This is a genomic window from Amycolatopsis sp. NPDC047767, from assembly GCF_040704195.1.
Lineage (GTDB): Bacteria > Actinomycetota > Actinomycetes > Mycobacteriales > Pseudonocardiaceae > Amycolatopsis.
The window spans coordinates 1-21519 of the sequence record NZ_JBEYSJ010000015.1 but is presented as its reverse complement, the minus strand read 5'-3'; the positions used below and the strand labels follow the sequence as shown (position 1 = coordinate 21519).

At 69.9% G+C, this 21519-nt stretch carries 12 protein-coding genes and 2 pseudogenes; 7 read left to right on the top strand and 7 right to left on the bottom strand.

The genetic code is table 11. From position 1 onward, the window contains the following. The first annotated feature begins 124 nt into the window (after positions 1 to 124). The 3 genes from AB0878_RS25800 to AB0878_RS25790 all read left to right on the top strand — a co-directional run bounded on the left by AB0878_RS25800 (position 125) and on the right by AB0878_RS25790 (position 3250). Entirely contained in the window at positions 125 to 820 is a 696-nt protein-coding gene (locus tag AB0878_RS25800; protein ID WP_366582809.1) for a DUF6313 family protein, read from the top strand. Then, positions 807 to 2618 carry a substrate-binding domain-containing protein gene (locus tag AB0878_RS25795; protein WP_366582808.1) on the top strand — a complete coding sequence of 604 codons (1812 nt, stop codon included), beginning with the start codon at positions 807 to 809 and terminating at the stop codon, positions 2616 to 2618. The genes AB0878_RS25800 and AB0878_RS25795 overlap by 14 nt, the downstream gene beginning before the upstream one ends. Before the next feature lie 65 nt (positions 2619 to 2683). Then, entirely contained in the window at positions 2684 to 3250 is a 567-nt protein-coding gene (locus AB0878_RS25790; protein ID WP_366582807.1) for an ATP-binding protein, read from the top strand. Between the two features lie 65 nt (positions 3251 to 3315). Here the strand turns inward: AB0878_RS25790 and AB0878_RS25785 are convergent, their stop codons facing one another. Both AB0878_RS25785 and AB0878_RS25780 read right to left on the bottom strand, forming a co-directional pair. Next, a complete protein-coding gene (locus tag AB0878_RS25785) occupies positions 3316 to 3777 on the bottom strand; it encodes a phage tail protein (RefSeq protein WP_366582806.1) in 462 nt (153 codons plus the stop codon). Positions 3778 to 3880: 103 nt separating this feature from the next. Further along, complete coding sequence (locus AB0878_RS25780; protein ID WP_366582805.1) at positions 3881 to 7585, bottom strand: S8 family serine peptidase; 3705 nt, start codon at positions 7583 to 7585, stop codon at positions 3881 to 3883. Between the two features lie 156 nt (positions 7586 to 7741). On the opposite strand from AB0878_RS25780, the gene AB0878_RS25775 reads away from it, so the two are divergent. Beyond that, entirely contained in the window at positions 7742 to 8737 is a 996-nt protein-coding gene (locus AB0878_RS25775) for a helix-turn-helix domain-containing protein (protein ID WP_366582804.1), read from the top strand. 234 nt (positions 8738 to 8971) lie between these two features. On the opposite strand, the pseudogene AB0878_RS25770 reads toward AB0878_RS25775, so the two are convergent. Continuing rightward, positions 8972 to 9478: pseudogene (locus AB0878_RS25770) on the bottom strand (aminoglycoside phosphotransferase family protein); the annotation flags it as partial. A 226-nt stretch (positions 9479 to 9704) separates the two neighbouring features. On the opposite strand from AB0878_RS25770, the gene AB0878_RS25765 reads away from it, so the two are divergent. Then, positions 9705 to 10457: an MBL fold metallo-hydrolase gene (locus tag AB0878_RS25765; protein WP_366582803.1), complete on the top strand. Its 753-nt coding sequence runs from the start codon at positions 9705 to 9707 to the stop codon at positions 10455 to 10457. Positions 10458 to 10694: 237 nt separating this feature from the next. Here the strand turns inward: AB0878_RS25765 and AB0878_RS25760 are convergent, their stop codons facing one another. Together AB0878_RS25760 and AB0878_RS25755 are read right to left on the bottom strand one after the other, a co-directional pair. After that, positions 10695 to 11687 (bottom strand): FAD-dependent oxidoreductase, encoded by a 993-nt coding sequence (locus AB0878_RS25760; RefSeq protein ID WP_366582802.1) that lies wholly within the window; start codon positions 11685 to 11687, stop codon positions 10695 to 10697. A gap of 708 nt (positions 11688 to 12395) precedes the next feature. Further along, positions 12396 to 12571 (bottom strand): annotated as a pseudogene (locus tag AB0878_RS25755) (IS256 family transposase); the annotation flags it as partial. 507 nt (positions 12572 to 13078) lie between these two features. Between AB0878_RS25755 and AB0878_RS25750 the strand changes: the two are divergent. After that, complete coding sequence (locus AB0878_RS25750) at positions 13079 to 13801, top strand: hypothetical protein (protein WP_366582801.1); 723 nt, start codon at positions 13079 to 13081, stop codon at positions 13799 to 13801. A 947-nt stretch (positions 13802 to 14748) separates the two neighbouring features. Here AB0878_RS25750 and AB0878_RS25745 read toward each other — a convergent pair. Together AB0878_RS25745 and AB0878_RS25740 are read right to left on the bottom strand one after the other, a co-directional pair. Then, complete coding sequence (locus AB0878_RS25745) at positions 14749 to 19761, bottom strand: AAA family ATPase (RefSeq protein WP_366582800.1); 5013 nt, start codon at positions 19759 to 19761, stop codon at positions 14749 to 14751. Between the two features lie 919 nt (positions 19762 to 20680). After that, the gene (locus AB0878_RS25740) at positions 20681 to 21142 is read right to left on the bottom strand and encodes a DUF5946 family protein (protein WP_366582799.1); all 462 of its coding nucleotides are present in this window, start codon (positions 21140 to 21142) and stop codon (positions 20681 to 20683) included. A gap of 92 nt (positions 21143 to 21234) precedes the next feature. On the opposite strand from AB0878_RS25740, the gene AB0878_RS25735 reads away from it, so the two are divergent. Beyond that, the coding region (locus AB0878_RS25735; protein ID WP_366582798.1) for a hypothetical protein at positions 21235 to 21519 on the top strand (285 nt) is incomplete at its 3' end.

Here is a 21519-nt window from a genome sequence, read left to right as displayed (position 1 = left end):
GCTCGGTATTTCCGCGTGGCAGCCTCCTGCCACGCTTCTTTGACTGACCGCCGCCGTCCGGTAGATTTTCGACCATGGGTGGCGGAGGGGGCGCACGCTCAGCTCGAGCGTGGCCGCGCGGCACATGACCAGGCAACTCACCGAAACGACCAACGTCGATCCACCGCTCCCGCGCGAGTCGATCCGGGCGCTGCTTCGGCGCCGCCGCCGGGGTGTCGGCCGGTTCCGGGGCATCCAGTACTGGCTGCGCGTGCGGGGCTATTACTTCCTCGCCGCGTTCGCGGGCCTGTTCGTGGTCAACGCCGTGGTCATCGGCGGCCGGGTCGCCTACGACGTGACCGTGCAGATCGACTCGCCGTGGGACACCTCGAGCCCCGCGCTCGCCCTGCCGCTGTCGCTCGCCGGCTGGCTCGTGGTGACCGGGTTCGCGGGTGCCGTCGCGGGTTACGTGGTGACCGAGGTGACGGACAACCGCAACATCGGGCGGATGCGCGGCCGCGGCAACGCGCGCCGCATCGCGCTCATCCCGCTGCTCGACCGCCTGCAGTACCGGCGGCACGGGTTCGAGGTGCCGCACTACTTCGGCATCCGGTTCGCCCTGCGCCACGACGGGGATTGGGCCCGCGCGCAGGACCACTGGGAGATCATCGTCGAGAAGTTCCTCAACGCCGCGGAGTCCGATCGCACGCACGGGCCGCGGCAGGCGATGTGGCAGGCCGTGCTGGAGGCCTCCTACGTGCTCGACGGAATGTCCGGAAAGTGCCCGGTGTGCGAGGAGGCCGCGGTGAAAGCGGAGGGGAAAACCGATGCCCGCCCATGACCCGCAGCCGCCGCAGACCGTCGACGAGATCGCCCGCAGCCTGTACCGGACGGCCTACCCGGAGATGACCGACGATCCCGACTGGGTCGAGGAGCAGGTGTCGGTGGCCGTCGAGCGGATCAGCCGCGCGGAGCAGGCCGACCCCTCGACGTCGCCCGGCGCCCGCCGGCTGGACAACGCGGTGATCAACCGCGCCGCGCCGAAGCCGAGCCGGGGGCCGCGCATCGCCGCCGCGGTGGTTTTGGCCGTGGTGGTGCTCGTGGCCGTCGTCCTCGGGATCACGCAGCGGCAATGGGTTGCCGAGACCGCGATCAGCAGCGACGGCATCCTCGGCCTGTCCATCGCGGCGGTGGTGGCCGCGCTGGCCACGAGCGTGAGCTACGTGCGGGTGCGCCGGCGGAAGATCCTGTCGTGCCGGGTGCGGATCGACGCGCCGTTCGGCGTCGACATCGGCGAAACCGTGCGCCTGGAAGGCGAACACGCGGCGGTGAGCGACCCGGGTGTGGTCGTGGTGCGGGTGAAGAACACCGGCGGCTCGACGATCGCGGCGGAGGACTACGTGTCCCCGCTCGCCCTGCACTTCCCGGGGCGGCAGGTGATCTCCGTCGACGCCACCGAGTTCGAGCCCGTCGAGCTGCAGCGGGTGATCAGCAAGCTGCCCGGGTTCACGATCGACGAAGACCGGGTGCAGCTGCCGGAGGTCCTGCTCGAACGGGAAGCGTCGTACAAGCTCGTGATCGTGCTCTCCGGGACGATTCCGGGGGAGAAGCACCAGATCGCCGTCGAAGGTGTCCTGCGCGACGGCCGGATCACCACCCGCGAGGGCAAGGAAAAGGTCGGCCCGGGCACGCTCGCGTGGGGCGGCCTGACGGCGATCTGCGCCGGCGCGCTCGCGGTGGTGTTGCTGCTCAACAACGTCGCGCCGTTCACCAAGCTGCCGCGGGGCGTGGCGTGCGAGGCGGGCTCGCTGAGCGTGGAGGGGTCCAGCGCGTTCGGCCGGGCCGCGACGGAGCTGGCCGGCTCGTACGAGGCGTACTGCCCGGGGTCGGCCGTGAAGGTCGGCACGCCCGGCAGCGTCGAAGGCCTGCAGCGCCTGCACGACGGCACCATCGACCTCGCCCTGTCCGACGGCAAGTTCGACGAGCCCGACTTCACCCGGTTCGTGCCGCAGAAGCTCGCGATCGTCCCGTTCACGTTGGTGGTGAGCAAAAACGTGCCCGTCGACAGCCTGTCGGTCGCCGACGTGCGGAAGATCTTCACCGGCGGCGCCCGCGTCTGGAGCGACATCACCGGCAACCCGCGCGACACGGGCGTGATTCGCGTCGCCGGCCGTTCCACTTCGTCCGGTACGCGCCGCACGCTGGAGAAGTACCTTCTCGGCACGCCCTCCGCGCCGATCGGCCAGGCCCCCGCCACGTCCGACTCCTGCCGCGACCTGCGCCCCGGCCTCGCGGCCTCGTCGCCGATCATCTGCGAACAAGGCTCAACCGGTGACCTCATCGACCGCATCGCCACCCTCGGCGACGCCATCGGCTACGCGGACGTCTCCGACGTCGCCCAGTCGACCGCCGTGAAGAAGATCAGCCTCGACGGCCGCGACGCCACCCTCGACGACATCCGCGGCGGCTATCCCTTTTGGACGGTCGAGTACGTGTTCAGCCGCGGCCCCTTGGAATCGGGCTCCCTGGCGTCCGCGTTCCGCGACTACCTGCTGACGCCCGAGGCCCGCAACGCGATGGCGGGCTTCGAGTACTACGCGTGCGCGGCGGGGGAGCAGGACCTGTGCAGCCAGCGCTGACGCGGGGTTTCGGCGCTGCGCCGACATGATCGGAACTGACGCCATACGCTTGAACTGTGGTCGACTTGCGCAACACCACCCACGACTGGGCCGGCACGGTGGACACCGCACATCTCGACGCCATCCGCTCGGCGCCGGCCGAGTTCGCCCCGGGCGGTGCGCGGCATCTGGTGCTTGAGGTCTTGGCCTACGCCGCGGAGGAGGCAGAGGCCCGCGGCGGCGGGATCGCCGTGGTCACCGGGCACGCAGATGGTTCGATCTCTGTAGCCGACGACGGCCGCGGCACCGACACGCGCGTCGACAAAGCCGGGCGAACAGTCAAGAAGCCGGTCATGGCCACCAAGGACCTGCGGTTCTTCGACCACCCGGCGGCCGCCACTCTGCCCGACGGGCATCCGCGCCGGGGCATGTCGGTGGTGGCAGCGCTGAGCGAATGGCTCGAGCACGTGAACCGCCGCGCGAACGGATCGTGGAGGCAGCGCTACGAGCACGGCGTCCCCACGACCGATCTGACCCCGATCCGCGATGACGGCACCACCGGCACCACCGTCCGCTTCCTTCCGACGCTGCGCGGTCCGGTGGACTTCAGGGGGCTGGACTTCGGACCGCAGTTGACCTTGGTCCTCCGCTGATCGGTCGGCGGAGGACCGGCTGAGACCGATCCGGCGCGCGGTGAGAACAGTGGTCGTCTCTCGGGTCAGTACTCGTTCTTGATCACGAAGTAAGACCCGCGGATCGTCCCCGCCAGTTTGGACTTCTGGCGGGCGAACTTGAACGCCGAGAGCTCCTCCGGAATCTCCATCCCGTCGGACAGCTTGAATCCGACGGCCCGCTTGCCGGACTCGTCGATCGTGTACATGACGTTGATCGACAGCCCGTTCTCGTAGAAGACGTAGGCCATCCGGATGTTCTCGACCTGGAACTCGGACGCTTCCAGCGGCGGGGAGGCGATGACGATGCCGCGTTCCTCCGAAAGGATCCGGTGGACCCACTCGACGGTCGCCGCGGCGTCGGCGGCGGGCTCGACGGTGAAGACGTGGTCGTACTTGTTCTTGAAGTACCGGGCCTCGTTCGCACGCAGGCCGGCGAGGGCGGCGGCGACCGGCGAGGACGCCAGGCCGTCGGTGGAGACGGTGGTGAAGTCGACGGTGTAGGGCATGGGTACCTCCGGGTCCGGCGTCGACCCCCGAGCCTAGGCGCAGGGGAGCCCGAGCGCGCTCCTGCGGCCCGCCCCGAACGAGGGGCGGGCCGCAGGAAAACGGTCAGCGAAGCCCGAAAGCCCGCACGATCGTCTGCGTGACGGAGTTGCCCGCTGAATCCGAACCGGTCACCCGCAGCGAGGCGAACCGAGCCTTCTTCGGGGCGTCCAGCCGGTAACCGCCTCGGTGGTCGTCGGAGAGGCGGGTCCAGGTGGTGCCGTCGTCGTAGGAGACCTCCACGCGCGGTGCGCGGACGGTGCCGCCGCCCGCGATCGAGACCGGGGTCAGGCCCACGGACACCGGGGTGCGCTGCTCGACGGTGACGCCGAGCTTCGAGTTGCGGGCCACGGGTCCGGTGGCGTCGAGGTCGTAGCGGATCTGCAGCAGCGGCAACAGGTCCTGTTCACCGGAGACCTTCGGGGCGGCCGAGGTGAACGTCCACGCCGTCGTGGTCGAGGACGAGTAGGGGCTCAGCGCCGCGTCGCGCTGGTTCGCCACGACGAGGCGGTACTGCCGCGGCCCGGAGCTGGGTGCGGTGGGATACATGATGAGCCCGTTGTCGGATTCGCCCAGCTTCGTGTCGCCCTGGAACAGCGTCACGGTCTGGCTCGAGTGCTGTGCGTCGGAGATCGCGCCGACGTGGTCGGCGTTGCCGTAGCCCGGCACGTCGATCCGCATCTGGTCGCCGGTGCGCGTCGGGCCGAGGTAGTTGTTGTTCAGGTACGGCCGCTGGATCGGGGTGAACCAGTCGTCGTCGGTCACGGTGCCGGGCCGGTACGTCCGCGCGACGCCCCACTCGCCCAGCACGCCGTCGGTCACCTCGTGGCCCCAGCGGTTCGCGCCGTCGGTGGTGACCCAGTCGGTGCGGTGGCCGCTGGCGGCCATCGCGACGTAGGTCCCGATGCCCCACTCGGAGTACGACGGGAAGTCGTACCGCCACTCCTCACCGCCGCCGCTGGGGACGGCACCCGCGAACGTCTCGTCGACGCGCGCGAGGTTCTTGCCCGTCGCGTGGACGACCATGTCCTTGGGCAGGTCGTTGTCCCACGTGTGCATGAGGTCGTAGAGGTACCCCGGCGCCGGGTGCGACTCCGTCCGCAGCGTCGCGTTGCGCTGCTTCGCCTGCGCGATCAGCTTGGTGCCCTCGTCGAGGCTGAGGAGCCCGACGTCGACGGGGCTCGGGTGCAGCGAGTCCGTGCCGAAGAACAGGCTCTGGCGCCCGGGCCGGTCGTTGGCCACCAGCAGCAGCTTGGCGCCGGCGTCGGCCGCGGCCTGGGCCAGCCCGGCCGGGTTCGCCGACGCGGTACGCCGGATGACCACCGCCTTGCCCCGTGCGTTGAGGCCGGCGTAGTCCGACGGCGCGCCGTTGCCCGCGAAGACGAGCGGCAGGTTCCGGGTTCCGTCGGGCAGCGGGGTGACTCCCGCCTGCCGCAGGACGTCGGTGTAGTCGGTGCCCCGCGCAGAAACCGTGAGCGCCGGCTGTTCCTTGCGCCACCGCGCGCCGACGACGAAGTCGCCGTGTGTCACCTTGCCCTGCGGCTGGATCCACAGGCTGTCGACGCCCGCGTCGGCGAGGCCGAAGTCGTGCCAGCGGCCGTCCTGGTTGAGCATCCGTGAGTACTCGAGCCGCAGGTAGCTGGGGACGCCGGGCTGCGGGGTGGTCTCGTCGACCAGCCGCACGTGGCCGGCGTCGAGGGTGATCGTGCGGTCCCCATCGAACGTGAAGTCGGGATCGCCGAGCAGCGCCACGCCCTGGGAGTTCGGCCCGTGGACACCCGGCACGGTCAGGAAACCGAGCGCCGAGTACTGGTCGTCGGGCGTGTAGAAGCTGACGCTGCCGTCGACCGGCACCGGGATCGGGTTCGGGTCGCCCGCGCGGAGCACGATGACGAAGGCCGACGCGGGTTGTCCGGCGGAGTCCTTCACGTTGATGGTCAGCAGGTGCGTCAGCGCGCCGAGCGAGACGGCGGTGTGCGCGGCGACGGCGCCGTCGGGACCGGTGGCCAGGATCTGGCCGGTGAAGCCGTCGGACCCGGTGGGCGCGGCGTGCGGGTCGATGGTCACGGTGACCGCGGCGGTGCCGTGCGCGGGCACGGTGACGTGGTCGGCCGACAGCGTGAACAGGCCCTTCGGCACGCCGGGCGCGGCGACCGACAGGGCGAGGTTCACCGGCGTGGCACCGAAATTCGTGTACGTCACCGGGCGGCTGACCGCGTCCGAGCCGTTCTGCCCGGCGTACGCGGTGGCGGAGGCGAAGATCCCGGCGCGGGCGGCGGCCGCGACGTCCACGCGGCCGCTGCCGGCCTGGAACGCGGTGTAGTCGGGCGTCTGCTTCGAGGTGCTGGTCAGCAGGTCCTTCAGCTGGGCGCCGGTGAGCTCGGGGTGCTCCGCGGCGAGCAGCGCGGCGGCGCCGACCACGTGCGGCGTGGACATCGACGTGCCGCTGAGCGTTTGGTAGAAGCCCTCGCCTTCGGCCGCGTACTGCGACCGCGCGGCGAGGATGTCGACGCCGGGGGCGGTGATCTCCGGCTTGAGCGCGCCGTCGCCGACGCGGGGGCCCTGGCTCGAGAAGTCGGCGAGGTGGTCGGTGCTGTCCACGGCGCCCACGGTCAGCGCCGCGTCGGCGGCGCCGGGCGAGCTGACGGTGCCGGCGCCGGAGGTGTTGCCCGCGGCGATCACGAACAGCGCGCCGGTCTGCGCGCTGAGCCGGTCCACCGCCTGGGACATCGGGTCTGTGCCGTCGGAGGGCTCCTGCGTGCCCAGGCTCATGTTGATGATCTTGGCGTGCTCGTCGACGGCCGCCCACTCCATGCCGGCGAGGATCTCGGAGTCGCTGCCGGAACCGGAGTTCGCGAGCACCTTGCCGATGTGCAGCCGAGCGCCCGGGGCGACACCCTTTTCGGTGCCGCCGGACGCGGCGCCCGTGCCGGCGATGGTGGAGGCGACGTGGGTGCCGTGGCCGTGGAGGTCCTTGACGTCCTCGCCGGGAACGAAGCTGCGCGTGTCGACGATGCGTCCGGCCAGGTCGGGGTGGCCCTCGTCCACGCCGGTGTCGAGCACCGCGACGTCGACGCCCTGGCCGGTGTCGCCACCGGTCCAGACCTCGGGCGCGCCGATCTGCGCGGTCGACTCGGCCAGGTCGGCGTAGACCTTGCCGTCGAGCCAGATCTGCTTGATGCCGCCGGCGAACGCCGGTGCGGCCGCGAAGGAAGATGACGCACCCCCTGTCACCGCGGTCCAGAAGTCCCGCGCCTGCGCGTGGTTCTCGGTGACGGCGGCGCCGTCGACGCTCGCCAGCGGCCGCACCAGGGCCGAGCCGCGGGGCGCGGTGTTCGCGCGGAATCCCGGGGAAGTGTTGGTGTACGAGACGATCAGGGGCAGGTCGGCGCGGTGCGCGTCGTCGTAGCCGGCGGCGATCAGGTCCGTGACGTCGAAGAGGCGCCGGTCGAGGATTCCCTTGGCGAGGTAGGACATCGCCGAGGACGGGTAGACGTACACGTCGCCCGCCGACTCGAGGATCCGCGCGTCGGAGGGGCCGCCGTCCGGGCCCTTGACCGAGATCGTCCCCCCGCTGTCACCGGCGTCGCCGGTCGTGTTCACCGTGACGACATCACCGGTGACCAGGGTGACGGTGTGGGTTGACGGGGCCGTGGGCCCCGACGATCTGCCGGCGGCGGCCGAGGCCGGGCCGGCGACCAGGATCGTGCTGAGCGACGACGCGAGGCACGCGGCCGCCGCGACGGCCCGACGCTTGCGTGAAGTTCTCAACGAGGGGATTCCTTTCTGCGCAGGGGCAGACCGGCGAGCGCACTTGCCACACCGGAACGGCCGAACAGTGCCAGCCGCCGGAACCCGTCACAAGATCCCTGCGTGGCTGCTCACTGCCACCTGGCACAATCTCGACAACTCGGGTAGGACATTCGCATGGAGCTCGGGGTCCTGGGGTTGTCCGCCGACGAGGAACGGGTCTATGAAGCGCTCGTCGCCCTGCCCGGGTCGACGGTCGCCGCGCTCGCCGACCACCTGTCGAGCCCGGCCGGCCCGTTGCAGCGGACGCTCGACGCCCTCGTCGACAAGCACCTGGTGGCCGCGAGCGGCAACCCGGCGCGGTACCTGGCCGCTCCGCCGGACATCGCGATCAACCAGCTCGTGCAGCAGCGGGAACGCGAACTGAGCGCGGCGCGCGCGAAGGTGCACTCGCTGTCGGAGATCCACCGCAGCGCGCACCGGACGAGCCCCGAGCTCGTGATCGAGCAGCTCACCGACCGCGAAACGATCGCCGCGGCCGTCGCGCACCTGGAATCCGAGGCGCTGCACCAGGTCCGCGTGTTCGACACGCCGCCCTACTACGAGCCGCCCGGCGGCGAGGGCGCCGCCCGCAACACCCAGGCGCAGATCGCCCGCCACCAGAACGACGGCGTCGCGCACCGCGTGATCTACAGCCTCGACGCGGTGGCCTGGCCCCAGAAACTGGAGACCGACATCCTGCCCGCCGTCCGCGGCGGCGAAGAAGCCCGGACCCGCCGCACCCTCCCCATCAAACTCATCATCCGCGACGACCAGGACGCCCTCATCCCCTTCGACCTCAGCCACAGCGGCCTGCAGGTCGCCTACCTCGTCCGCCGCTCCCCCCTCCTCACGGCGCTGGAGGCCCTCTTCGAGGGTGAGTGGGCCCAGGCCGCGCCGCTCGACGCGTCCGCCGTGACACCGGGCCCGTTCGGCGGCGGTCCCCGCCCGGACGACGAAACGCGCGCCCTGCTCACGATGATGATGGCGGGCTTGACCGACACGGCCATCGCCCGCGTGAACGGCTGGAGCACCCGCACGACCTACCGCCGGCTCCAACGCCTGATGACCGAGCTGGGCGCGTCGACCCGCTTTCAGGCCGGCAGCCTGGCCGAACGCCGCGGCTGGTTGTGAACGTCCTGTCTTGATCAACGGGCCAGGGCGAGCAGTGCCTCGATCTCCGGCTCCGGACCGCCTCGGGTGAGGCGCGCGATGGCTGCCATCGGTGCGATCACCTGGCTCCAGGCGTACAGCCGGTTTTCGTCGAGCCCGCACGCGGCCGCGACCTGGCGGCAACGGACCGCGACACCCTCGTGCCCGGCACCCGGCCACCACGTAGTCGACGGCATCGAAGCACGGATCGCCGACGCACGCCTTCGGGTCGATCGCGACCAGTCCCCGCGACGGGCCGCCGTCGAGGACGTTGCCGAGATGCAGGTCGCCGTGCACCAACACGAGCCTGGTCTGCGTGGCCAGCAGCGTCTCGCCGCGCCGAACCGCGCGCTGCCAGGTGTCCTGATCGATCCGCGCACCGACGGCCGGGTCGGACAGCTTCCGGCCGATCCGGGCGAAGGCCTCGTCACACCGGCCATGCAGGTCCCACGGCCAGTCCGCGGGCGGGGCCACGGCGTGCAGCGCGGCAAGCAATTCGCCCCACCGCTGCGGCATCGCTTGCCGAGGCAGGCTTTCGGCCTCGGTGCCGGGCACGACCTCCTCCATGACCATCGCCCCGGCTTCGCCGTCTGCGGCCAAGACGACCGGCACCCGACCCGATGGCGCGAACACGCGCAGCATCCGCACCTGTTTGGTCAGCAGCGCCCGATCCGGGCTGAGCTTGAGAACCGCCGGCGTCCCGTCGGGCCATCGGCAGCGCATGACCACTGAGGAGGCGCCGCTCGCGAAAAACTCTCCGAGCGCGAGGCCCCACCGGGAGGACAGCCGCGCGGCGAGTGCCGGAACCTCAGCGAGCCAATCCGCGGCCGCGGGACCGAACCGCTCCGCCAAGCGGGCTCCGACGTCAGCCATGTCCACTCCGGAAGTCTCCACCCTGACGGCCGGCTTCACCCTCGCTTCCGGACTGGGCACCTGACACAGTGGACCGATGCTGAATCAGGTGGCCGACGGCGTCTGGGTGCGGCAGAGCGAGTGGGTCTGGAGCAACGCGACGGTCGTGCGCGGGGACGGCGGGCTGGTCCTCGTCGACCCCGGCATCAGCGGCGCCGAGCTGGACGAGCTCGCCGATGACGTGGCGCGGCTCGGGATTCCGGTCGTTGCCGGCTTCGCGACGCATCCCCATTGGGACCACCTGCTCTGGCACTCCCGTTTCGGCGACGTGCCGCGCTACGCCACGGCCGCCTGCGCCGAGGTCGCGAGCGGTGCCCGCGAGCGCGCGCAGGCGATGGCGGCGGAGAGCACGTCGGGCGTCCCGCTCGACCTGGTCGCGCTGGTCACCGCGCTGCCCGCGGACGGGGGCCCGCTGCCGGGCGCCCTCGTCGAGCACGACGCGCACGCCCCCGGCCACGCCGCGGTTCTCCTCGCGGACCGCGGCGTCCTCCTCGCCGGCGACATGCTGTCCGACGTCCTGATCCCCCTGCTGGACCCCCGCCGCCCCGGCCAGCCGGCCGCCTACGCGGCGGCCCTCGACCGGCTCGACGAGGCGGCTCGCCACGTCGACGTCGTGGTGCCCGGCCACGGAGCCGTCGCTTCGGGGCCTGAGGTGGCGGCCCGCTTTGCCGCCGACCGTGCGTATCTCGAGGCTCTGCGGCGAGGCGAGGAGCCGGTGGACGTGCGGCTCGAACAGGACTGGCTCGCGCGCCCGCACCAGGCGAACCTGGAGCGATCCGCGGCCGGTTGAACCTGCCTTCAGGCCGGCAACGTTCGACGTAAGAACTCCACCGTCAGCTCCCGCACGGGCAGCGGCTGAACATCGGATGCGAGCCCACCGCTGTCTCGATCATGGCGACATCCGGACGCCACCGAGCTTTGTTCACCTGGCGCGACGGACTCCCACCGCCGCGGCCGTTGAAGTCCAGGCGCGAATTCCGTTTCCCTCAAGGAATTCCAGGACTTGATCGACGAGAGCACGCAGACACTAGAAGCGGTCGAGGCGGCAGCCCGCCAGCGCAGGCTCGACGGTTGCGTCGACCAGCTCCTGCGCGACCAGGCGGCCCACGGCCGCGGCGAGCGTGACCGCCGAGTGCATCACCGCCAGGTAGAGGCCGGGCACTTCGGGGACCGGGCCGATGATCGGCTCGCCGTCGGCCGGCATGGGGCGCACTCCGACGCGTGCGCTGAGCAGCTCGACGTCCGCGGCGCCGCGGAAGGTGGAGCGGACGGCGGCGAGCGTCCGCTTGGGCGAGTCCGCGGCGGCGTGGAGCCGGTGCGCGGCGACCTGCCGGAGATCGAAGTCCCCGTTGTGGACCACGGTGCGGACCAGCCCGGCCGGGGCGCGGAGCCGGAAGAGCGTCGCCGGCGACGGTTCGACCGGGACGCGAATGCCGAGCGGCGCGGCCAGCGCGGCCGTGGCCACTCCGGCCGCGAGCACCACGGTCGCGCCGGCGAGGGGTCCCGCGGCCGTCTCGACCCCGGCAACCCGCCCCGCGGCGTCCCGCCGGACGGCGATGACCGGCGTGTCCGGATGAACCCGGGCACCGTGGTCGCGGGCGCCCGCGACCAGCCGCTCGGTCACGCCCACCGGGTCGGCGGCACCGTCACCGGGCGCCCAGACGGCCCACTCCGGGGGCCGGCGCAGGGTGGGCTCGAGTGTCGCCACCGTCTCCGCGTCCACGATCTCCTGCCCAGGCCCGGCCTCCGGCGCGGTGTCCGCCGCGCCCCAGGACAGTGAGCCGGACCAGGTCACGGGGAGTCCCGGCAGCTCGGCCCCGAGCCGGCGGTACTCCGCCGCCGCGGTCACCCGCAGCCCGGCGGCCGGACCGGTGCGCACCCCCGCCGCTCCGATCCAGGCGAACGATTCCGCCGTCACACCGGCGCCCACCCACCCACCGTCGACCAGCGTCACGCCAGCACCGGCCCGAGCGGCGTGATACGCCACCGACGCGCCGACGATTCCGGCGCCGACGACCACCAGGTTCCTGCTTATCGGCGGGCTCCCCAGGGCGATGATCTTACGGTCGGCGGGGGCTTCGCTCTGTTCAGAGGGCGAGTGGGGAAGTGTGGTCGGGCCGTGATCCTCCCGTCCCATCGCCACTCGAGGGCCGGCGGTACCTCGTTCCAGTCGTGACGCAGTCGGAGGCTTGCCCGGCAGAGCCCGCTGCAGGAACTCCATTGTCAGCTCCCACGCCCGGGCGGCCGCCTCAGGTCGGTGGAACATCGGCGCCACCCGGTTGTGTAACGCGTGCCCGGCGTCCTCCTACACGTGGATCTCTGCCCCTGGATGCGAAGCCACCGCCGCTTCCACCACCGCAACATCCGAGCGCGGAATGAACTGGTCCTGGCCCCCGAGGCGGAGTGTCGTTTGTTGACATATATGTGACCTGGGCGAACCCGGCCCAGCCGTCCCGGCCCGTCCCAGCAGCGGGACGCCTCGCACTGAGATTCCAGCTGCGAAAACAACGGTTGGGACGGGTGGGACACGTTCCTCGGACCCCGGCCCAGCCGTCCCCGACACGCGCTCGAACTCTGTGCCCAGGAGGTGTCCGGCCTCGGACACATCGGCAGTTCTCTGACCAGGAGTTTTGTCTGCAAGCTGTAGCTTGTGGTGAGAAGATGCGCTGCTCAGCGGTGTGGGGGTTCAAGACCCTTGCGGTCACGCGCATTGGCCACATAGCCGGAGCCGGCGACGGGCCTGGGCAGACTCGATGAGGTTGAACCCGATTGCCAACCCTGCCGCCCATGAAGCCGGGCCCTTGGTGATGTTCGTGCGGGCCGCACCGTGGTGAACGCCAGCTCGACCGGGGTGGCTGTGCGTAGATGACCCCAGGGCTCGGCGGGATTGTCGTAGAACGCCAGTTTGCCTTCGCCGACAGCCAGCCTCGGCACGGCAGGTCGCCGAGGCGAACCGCTGGCGTCTGCTCGTTTCAGGGTCGACGCGCCTGCCGGTGACTCGCGGGGCGGTCACCTCCACCGAACCGGCGCGGTCAGCGCGATGCGATTCAAGAACAGCAATGGCGATGTTTTCATCGCGGACTTCGTCGTAAAAGACGCAAATGGTAACTGGTTTTCAGTTGAATCCAAATTGGGAACTGGCGCTATGACCGATCATCAAGCGGTCGGATATCCAGAGGTTTCCCGGAGTGGGGCAGTTCTTGACGCAAGCAAATTGCGGAAATATGGAATTGAGCAGGGCACTACGATGAGGATGCCGGTCGAGATCGATCATTGGCGGTGTGGCGTGTGTAACCCTTGATGAATCAAGTTCTCATGCGTGCTTCGCGATGCTGCTCAAGAGCATTATTCCTTCGGGTGGGCGACTCCTCCTGTGTGTGTCAGTTCTGGCGCATGCGGCATAGTGGCGGGATGGCTACTAATGAGCAGGTTGCGCGTCTTGCCGAGCGGCTGATTGGGCTGGATCGGCCCAGGGATGTCTTCCTGGCTGCCGGCGAGTGGATGGCCCATCGGTTGGAGCCCGACGGATTTCGTTGGCGCAAAAGTCGGACCAGTCTGGAGCGCCGACTTGATGGTCGACTTGAGCGTATGGAGCTCGAGCCTAGTCACTGGAACAGGGCCGGTAAATTCATCGCGTTTGGAATCGTCGCTTTGGAGGTCTTCGATGATGAACTTCGAGCATGGAGACTGTTGAATGCGGACCGTACTGCGCAACGTCCAGGGGCGATGGAAGGAATTTTATGTGCCACTAGCTTCCTTGATATCTGCCGGGATTACAGGGCGATCATCACGGTTCCTGTCGGCAGGGTTGAGGCAGTCGATCGGCTGTATGGGCAAGTGAAAGAAGTCGCGTTGCCGTGGTTTGGATCGTCCGAAAGCCCTGAGCGTCTGGCGACTGCCATTTCGGACGATCTCCTTAGCCCGACAGAATTTGCGCAGGACTTGGTGGAATTTCTCGTTAGTCGAGGTCTCTTGGAGGAGGCTAGGTCACTGATTCAGCGAGTTCTTGCACTCGGAGAAATGCACCGTAAATACTTCAATGAAGGACGTCAACTCGCCATTAAAGGTGAGCGTCCTGCGTGGCATTCACCGCAGTCACTGGGGTGGAGCAGTGAGGTGTTGGGACTGGTTTAGTCTAGTCGACATACCTGAATCCTTGCATTCTTGAAGAGTTCCATCGGGAGGCGAGTATCAGTTCGTGTCCTAGAGTGCTTGTCGCTGATCATCCCGCCCGCAATCAATCAACCACCAAAGGATGTTGAGCTCCAGGTTTGCAGTTCGCGGTAGATTCAAGCGGTGAACCGAAATATTCAGCATGAAGTCCGGCTCGTCGAGGCAAGCTGTGCTTTTCTGCCTGGTGCAGACGGCTCGGCCCGCGCACTCGGCCACCCGGCGACACTTTGGTTCTGGACGACCTTGTCGACGCCGGGGAACAGGTTGCCGACGCGGCTCGGCAGGGTGCCGCGGACCGCATCGGTCGCCTGATTTGGCTAGCGCTCGCCCTCGAAAGATGGATCGTCGTGGTGCGAGAGACCGTAGGATCGGGAGCGCGACGCGGCGGATCCGACGAGCGCCAACCTGCTCGCCTTCGCTCTCATAATTTGTTTCGAGCTAAGCCGGAACGAACGCGCCATCGACGAGCGATCGCGCTACTCCGCCCACTGGCCGATCCCGGCCCGGACGACAGCATCGGCCGGCCGCCGCGACCGCCGTCTTGAGCGACGCCTTGCGGCAGAAATTCACTTGTTCAGGCGAGCTCGCCTATCTCGACCGCGCAGTGGACCTTTACCCCCATGGGGCGTGGGGCACCTTCGGGGTCGGCGGGTGAGAACCTGCAGGTCAGCTCGGGATCGGGAGCGTTGTGGTTAGGGTGCAAGATCGGCCTCGGACACAGACCATAACCCGAATTTGCGGCGAGACACGCCATGTCATCATGCGACGACAGCGACGTCGCGGTTTGGTCGTCGTGTGGGCGACAGGTTTCACCTGGTGCGCATGGTTTCTGTCACCGCCCAGCAGGTCCTGCCGGGACCGTTCGCACCCCGATCTGACAGCGAGAAGCCCCGACCTTGCGGCTCAGGTCATCTTCGGTGGTCCCGGGCCTTGTGGGCGTGTGGCAACGGGAGTTCGGCATGCAGGGTGGTGCCTGCGCCGGAGGCGCTGTGGATCACCAGTCGGCCGCCGAGTGCTTCGGCCCGGTCCTTGAGCCCGACGAGGCCGGTGCCGCGGGTGAGGTCGGCGCCGCCGCGGCCGTCATCGCGGACGCGGACGCGCAGGACGTCGCCGGTCTCGTGGTCGGTGGTGTCGATCGTGACGCCGACAGTGGTGGCGTGCGCGTGCTTGGCGGTGTTGGTCAGAGCTTCCGCGACCAGGTAGTAGGCGGCGATCTCGAATTGTTCGGGCAGCCGCTGCGGGATGGTCACGTCCAGCTCGACCGGGACCGACGAGCGGCGGGACAGGGCTTTGAGCGCGGAGTGCAGCCCACCGTTGGCGAGGACGGCCGGGTGGATGCCGCGGGCGAGCTCGCGCAGTTCGTCGAGTGCGGTGATCGCTTCGGTGGCGAGATTGTCCAGCTGGGCTCGGAGGTCGGTGTCGTCGAGACGTGCTGATGCTTGTGCCGTGCGGGCGTGGAGAGCGAGGGAGACCAGCCGTTGTTGCGCGCCGTCGTGAAGATCGCGCTCGATGCGGCGGCGGATCTGGTCGGCGGTGGTGACGACGCGGGCGCGTGAGGTTGTCAGCTCGGCGTAGAGCTGCGCGTTGTCCAGCGAGACGGCCAGTTGCCCGGCGATGAGGCTGACCGCGTCGAGCCGCTCGGCAGTGAACGCGGCGCGGATCAGCCGGTTCTCCAGCAGCAACACCGCCCGCAGGCTGCCGCGGCTGAGGATGGGCACGGCCAGGAGGGCGCAGCGGTCGAAGTCGGAGAAGTACGGGTCACGGGCGAAGCGGTCGTCCTCGGTGGCGTCGGCGACCAGCACCGATTCGCCGAGGCGTTGGACATAGCGGAGCACAGACAGCGGGACCATGGGTTCCCCGGCGGCGCTCGGGGCGGTGCGTCCGATCTGAGTGGTGTCTTGGCTCTCGGTGGTGCCGGTCTCGCTGTCGGGAGCGGGGAGCAGCCAGTCGTCGCGTTCGGGGTTCCACAGCAGCAGCTGCACACCGGTGGCGCCGGTCAGCGCGCTGAGGACCTCGATGACGCGAGTTCGCAGGCGTTCGATGCTGGTCTCGGAGCTCAGGGCCTGGGAGGCGGCCAGGATGCCCAGCAGGTCCAGGGTGCCGGTGGTGACCGGGCCGGTTTGCTGCGCCAGATGAGCGGGCGGATCTCCGCTCGGCCCAGTGGTCACGTCGGAGTGTGGCCGCAGTCTGGGGTAGGCCCAGTCGAGTTGGTCGACCTTCGCGCTCGCGCCCCAGGCGGCATAGGTCTGGCGGGCCTGGGCGAGCAGCTCACCGCCGACGCGGTCCAGGCCGCGGGCCAGGTAGAAGCGGGCTGCGCGTTCGGTGATCAACGCCCGGTGCCAGGGCCGCGCACGGCCGGCGACCTCGCGGCGAGCGGCGTCGAACGCCAGCTCGGCGGCCCGGGCATCCCCCACCACCCACGCCCGCTCGGCCTCCAGCCACCGCTGCAGATGCAGGAAGTTGTCCGGCGCGGCTGCGGCACGTGCAGCCAGCCACCGCGTCGTCTCGTCCAGCTCGGCCAGCAGAGCGGCGCGCTCGTCACCGGCAGTGTTGCGGGCTTGCCCGGCCAGGGCCAACCCACGCAGCAGGCGGGCCACGGCGGTCGTGTAGTGGCCCAGGATGGCCGGCAGTAGCGGCATCGCCGCCGCGGTGTGCTGTGCCAGGCCGGATGGATCGCCGAAGACGGCGGTGGCGAGCGCCCGGCTGAGATGCGCGTACAAAAGCGCCATCGGATTGTCGGCGTACCTGTCGGTGGGATCCGCCGTACCGATCGCGTCCGGGCTTCCGCCACGCAGCACACCGGCCAGCCATCGGTGACCGTCGAGCACCTGGCCGATCTGTTCGTTGCCGGTGCGCCGGGCAAAGGCGACGCCCGCCTCCAGCTGTTCGACGAGGTGGTCGAGGGTTGGCGGGCAGTCGAGCAAGAAGTACTCGATCGAGTGATAGGTGTAGCCGGTGTACGCCAGGTCGCCACCTGCGATCAGTCCCTCGCGGGCACGCAGCATGGCGTGGAGACCGTTTTCGAGGGGCTCGAACCAGCAACTGAGGATGGCGAAGTAGTAGTGCGCGTACGAGGTCTCGGGCTCGTAGCCGCGGGCTTCGCCCCATGCCCGGAGCCGCCGCAACGCCCGATATCCGGCGCTGTCGCCGCGCTGCACCACGGTGTAGTACGAGGCGAAGCAGGCGGGGCAGACCAGGGTACGTCCGGGTCCGTGCTCGAGCCAGATCCGCAGGGCTTCCAGGGTCAGCCAGGCGAGCCTGGTGTGGTCGGCGAGGAAAGAGACCGGCGGCAGGGTCGCGTCGAGGAGGCGGGCAGCAGCGAGCAGCGTGGGGTCGGTGATCTCCGGCCGGACCAGATCCTCGGCGGTGTCGGTTTCCAGCCACCGGTACAGGTACTCGTACTGGTGGTCGAGATCGGCGGCGAGCTGGTCGGCGGCCGGGATGGTGATGCCGCACGCGCCCAGCGACTTCAGGCCCAGATCGATCGCCTCAGTGAAGCGTTTGCGGTGGGTCAGGCTGCGCACCTGCACCGCTGTCGCGTCGGCGCGTCGGATCGCGTCGGGACACAGCCGCGCGATCGTGTGGTACTCCGCGTCCGCCTCGTCCAGCCTCCCGAGGCTGTAGAGGGCGGCGTGGCGGCCGGTGCGCACCTCGATCAGTGTGGCGGTCTCGGCCGGGCCGATCAGTCGTAGCGCGGCGACCAGCAGCGCGTTCACCAGCGTGTACTCGCCGATCAACGCCGCTTGGTCGGCGGCGCGGCGCAGCAGCCCCACCACCTGCCGGCGCTCCGCCGCGTCGGTGACGGCGTCGATCACCGGCAGGTACTGCTCGGCCGCCACCGCGAACAGCTCCGGTACCCCGGCCAACCGTCGCGCGATCGCCAGCTGCAGGGCGCCGCGCCGAGGCGGGTCCAGCTCGCTCAGGATGACTTCACGGGTGCGGTCGTGGCGAAACCGCACGGCCTCCCGCAGTCCCGGCTCGACCACCAGGACGCCCTCGTCGAGGGCGGGCGCCAGCTGCTGGTCCACCGCGCCCGCCTGCGCGGCGGTGGCGGTCTGCAGCAGACTCACCTCGGCTCGCCCGCCCAGGCACGCCATCGCCTCGACCAGCGCCCGCGAGGACGGCGGCAGCGCCGCGACCCGCGCCGCCAGCAGCCCGGCCACTTCGGACTGGCCCAGCCGAGCCCGCACCGCCGCGTCATCCCACCGCCACCCGGCGGCGGTCGCCGCGAGCACGCCCTCCCGCTGCAGCGCGTTGAGCAGCTCCACCGTCTCGTACAGGTTGCCGGACGTGCGCTCGCTGATCATCTCGGCCAGTCCCGCCACGGTCGCGCGATCCGCGCGCAGCATCTCCGCCACCATGGCGACCAGGCTCGGCACCGCCAGATTTTCCAACCCCAGCCAGCGCACGCCGGCCTGCTCGCGCCACCGCGACATCAGCGCGGTCAGCGGATGCGCCGCGTCCACCTCGACGTCACGGTAGGCGCCGACCAGCAACAGGCCTTCCACCGGTTCCTCCGACAGCACGAGATCGACGAAACCGAGCGGGGTGCGCCCGCCCCACTGCAAGTCATCGAGGAACACCACCACCGGCCGGTTCCGCGACGCGATCGCCCGCAGCCCCTGCACACCGGCTTGCTGCATGCGCGCCTGCGCGGTCAGCGGATCCCCCGCATACGGCGGCACCCCCAGCAGCACGGCGAACTCCGGCACCACCGCGCTCAACAGACCCGCGGCCGCCCCGACCGAATCGACGATCCGTTCACGAATCGCGGCGAGCACGTCCTCCGGCTCGGCCAGCAACAGCCGGCCCAACGCCCGGAACGCCTGATATCCCGCGTTGAACTCGATATCCCGCCGGTACTGGTCGAACTTGCCGGCCACGAACCAGCCGTCCCGGCCCGTCACCACCGACCGCAGCTGATCGACCAGCGCGGTCTTGCCCACTCCCGGCGCCCCGCCGACCAGCACACCCTGACACCGACCGGCCAGCGCCTCCTCGAACGCCACCTCCAGCGCTGCCACCTCGGCATCGCGTCCCACCAGCCGTGAGGGCGGCAGCAGCCGCTGCGGAACGTCGTGCTCGCCGATGCGTACCCGAGCCGCCGGATGCGCCTGGACGTCGCGGACCTGGTGCAGGTCGTGCGCCAGGCCCTCGGCGGATTGGTAGCGGTGGTCGGGTTCCTTTTCCAGCAGCCGCATCACGATCTCGGACAGCGGAGCGGGGATCGCCGGGTTCAGCTGGGCCGGCGGTACTGGCACCCGCGCCAGGTGATCGTGGGTCAGGCGCAGCGGGTCGCCGGAACCGAACGGCGGCCGGCCCGTGGCCAGCTCGTAAAGCGTCGCACCCAACGCATACAGGTCCGCGCGCTGGTCGACCGAACGGCCGGTGCGCCCGGTCTGCTCGGGGGCGAGGTAGGCGAGCGACCCGACGATCTCACTATGGTGGGTGAACTCGGGACGGATCTCGGCGACCGACGTCGCCAGCGCGAAGTCCACCAGGCACGGGTCCCCGCCCCGGGAGACGACGATGTTGGCCGGGGTGATGTCGCGGTGCAGCACTCCGCGGCGGTGCATTCCCGCGACCGCGTGGGCCAGTTTGGCCGCCAGCCGGATCAGCTCATCGATGGCCGGCGGCTCGGCCGGCCCGGAAAGAGTGGTGTCACCGGCGTCCACCAGCACGATCGATCCCGGGTACCGCGGCGCATCCAGCAGCTGCGCGACGCCCTCGACACCGCGCAGCCGCTCCAGGATCGCCACCTCGTGCCGCAGCCGCCGCCGCGCATCCGGCCCCAGCGGCTCCTTGCGAACGACAGCACCGCCCTCCGGCGGGGACACTCGGGTCACCCGAGCGCGCGTGCTCTGGTGCAGCAGGACCGCGTCGGGCGGATCGCGGCCCGGTAGGGCCCCGCCTGTGCCCATCCCCAGTGTCTACGCTTTACCACCTGCTTGCACAAGTTCCTGCCCATCGCGGCACGTCCCTCGGGACAAGTGCCGAGCTGGTGACGGATACCGCTCACCAGTGACAGATAAAGATCACCGTCACAAGCATCGGGCCGGTCGGCAGACCTGATTCGTCCTGCGTCGAGATCTTGGCCGCCTTGGAGGCCCTGCAAGGTAGGTGGTCGAGTTCCCAACCCAGCGTTGCAGGCGGCATCCCGACCGACGCCGGATTCACTCGCCTCGTGGTGGCCCGTACGTTCATCGACTCCCAGCGTTCGCCGCTGCGGCAGGGTCGTCTGCTGCGGCTACCGTTTCGACGTAGGAGGGTGTCGCCGCTGCTCGGAGCCTGTTGTCCTTGGTGTATCCCAGGACCACGCACCGCAGCTGCCGCCCCGTCGCCGGCCACGGTTCGCCGGGCTTGTCGGTGATGTGTGCGCGGTCCACAAAACCGCGTTCACCGTCCTGGGACTCGACCAGGAGACCGTAGTGCGCGTGGCCGACGACCGAACAGTGGACGATGTCGTATCGACGTCGTGCCGGTGACTCCACGGGACCTCCTACAACGTCTTCGGCTGTGACTTACTGGCGGTTCATCCGCTCGTGGTGGCGTTGTCGGAGACCACCGCGATCGGCACCGCCGCTTTACCGATCACCTCGCCGGCTGATCCGGTGACCTCGACGTGGTCACAATCGGTTCGCAGATCCGCCAGATCCCGCCTCCGGTCGTCTCGAACCCGCTGAAATCGGTTTGCCACAACCGGTTCCGTTGCGTGGGTGGATCACGGAGCACCTGGCGATGGAACGTCGCCAGGCCCACGTCCGCACGAGCATCAGCAGCGCGACGGTGACCACCAGGTAGTTCAACTCGAGCGTTTTCGCCGGCCGAGCCTGGCGGTCGTCAGCTCGGTTGCGTCCAGGTTTTCACGGTGTCGGTCACCCAGGCGCGGACCGAGTCCGCGTAGTGCTCGGCGCGGAATGTGCCGTCCCCGGCAACGTCGACGATGGTGGTGTCGAAGGTCGAGGGCGGGTCGATGTCGGGGATCGGTGGGGTGTCCGGGAAGTCGCTGACGCGGGGCGTTCTTCCCCCGCCGCGGTGGGAGTTGAGCCGGCGGGCTCGTTGGGTCAGAGCAGCCAGCCCAGCCGGCCCGTCCCGGAGGTAGACGTGCAGCATTCCCCAGTACACCGGCCGAGCCGAGGCGGGCTGGCGGGACGGATGCTGAAGGAAGAAGCAGGCCACCGCGACGCCGTGCAGCGGGCCCCAGGGCGCCTGCCGGGAATGATCCAGCGCCAGCAACCTCTGGAACAGCGTGTCGCACGAGTGCGGAAGGACCGGGGCTCCGCATTCTGGACACTGGCGCATCACCGCACTATCCCAGCGGAATCGGCCTGCTGGACACCCCGTGGCCCAGGGCCGGCGGCGAACCGTCCAATCTGGCTGCTCCGAAGGCCGAGGTGGCCCGCCGGTGGGGCACGATCGACCTGCTCGACATCCTGAAGAACACCGACTTCCTCACCGAGTTCACCGGCGAGTTCGCCTCGGTGGCCACCCGGGAGAACCTGCCCCGCGACGTGCTGCGCCGCCGGCTGCCGCTGGCCCTTTCCCGCTGGGCAACAACATGGGCATCCGGCAGAGGGCCGCCACCGGTGAACACGAAGAGGACGAAACCGCGCACACCGCGACCGTCAGGCCGAGCCGTTCGTCGACCCCGGCCGACGGGCTTCGAGGTGCTGACCGAG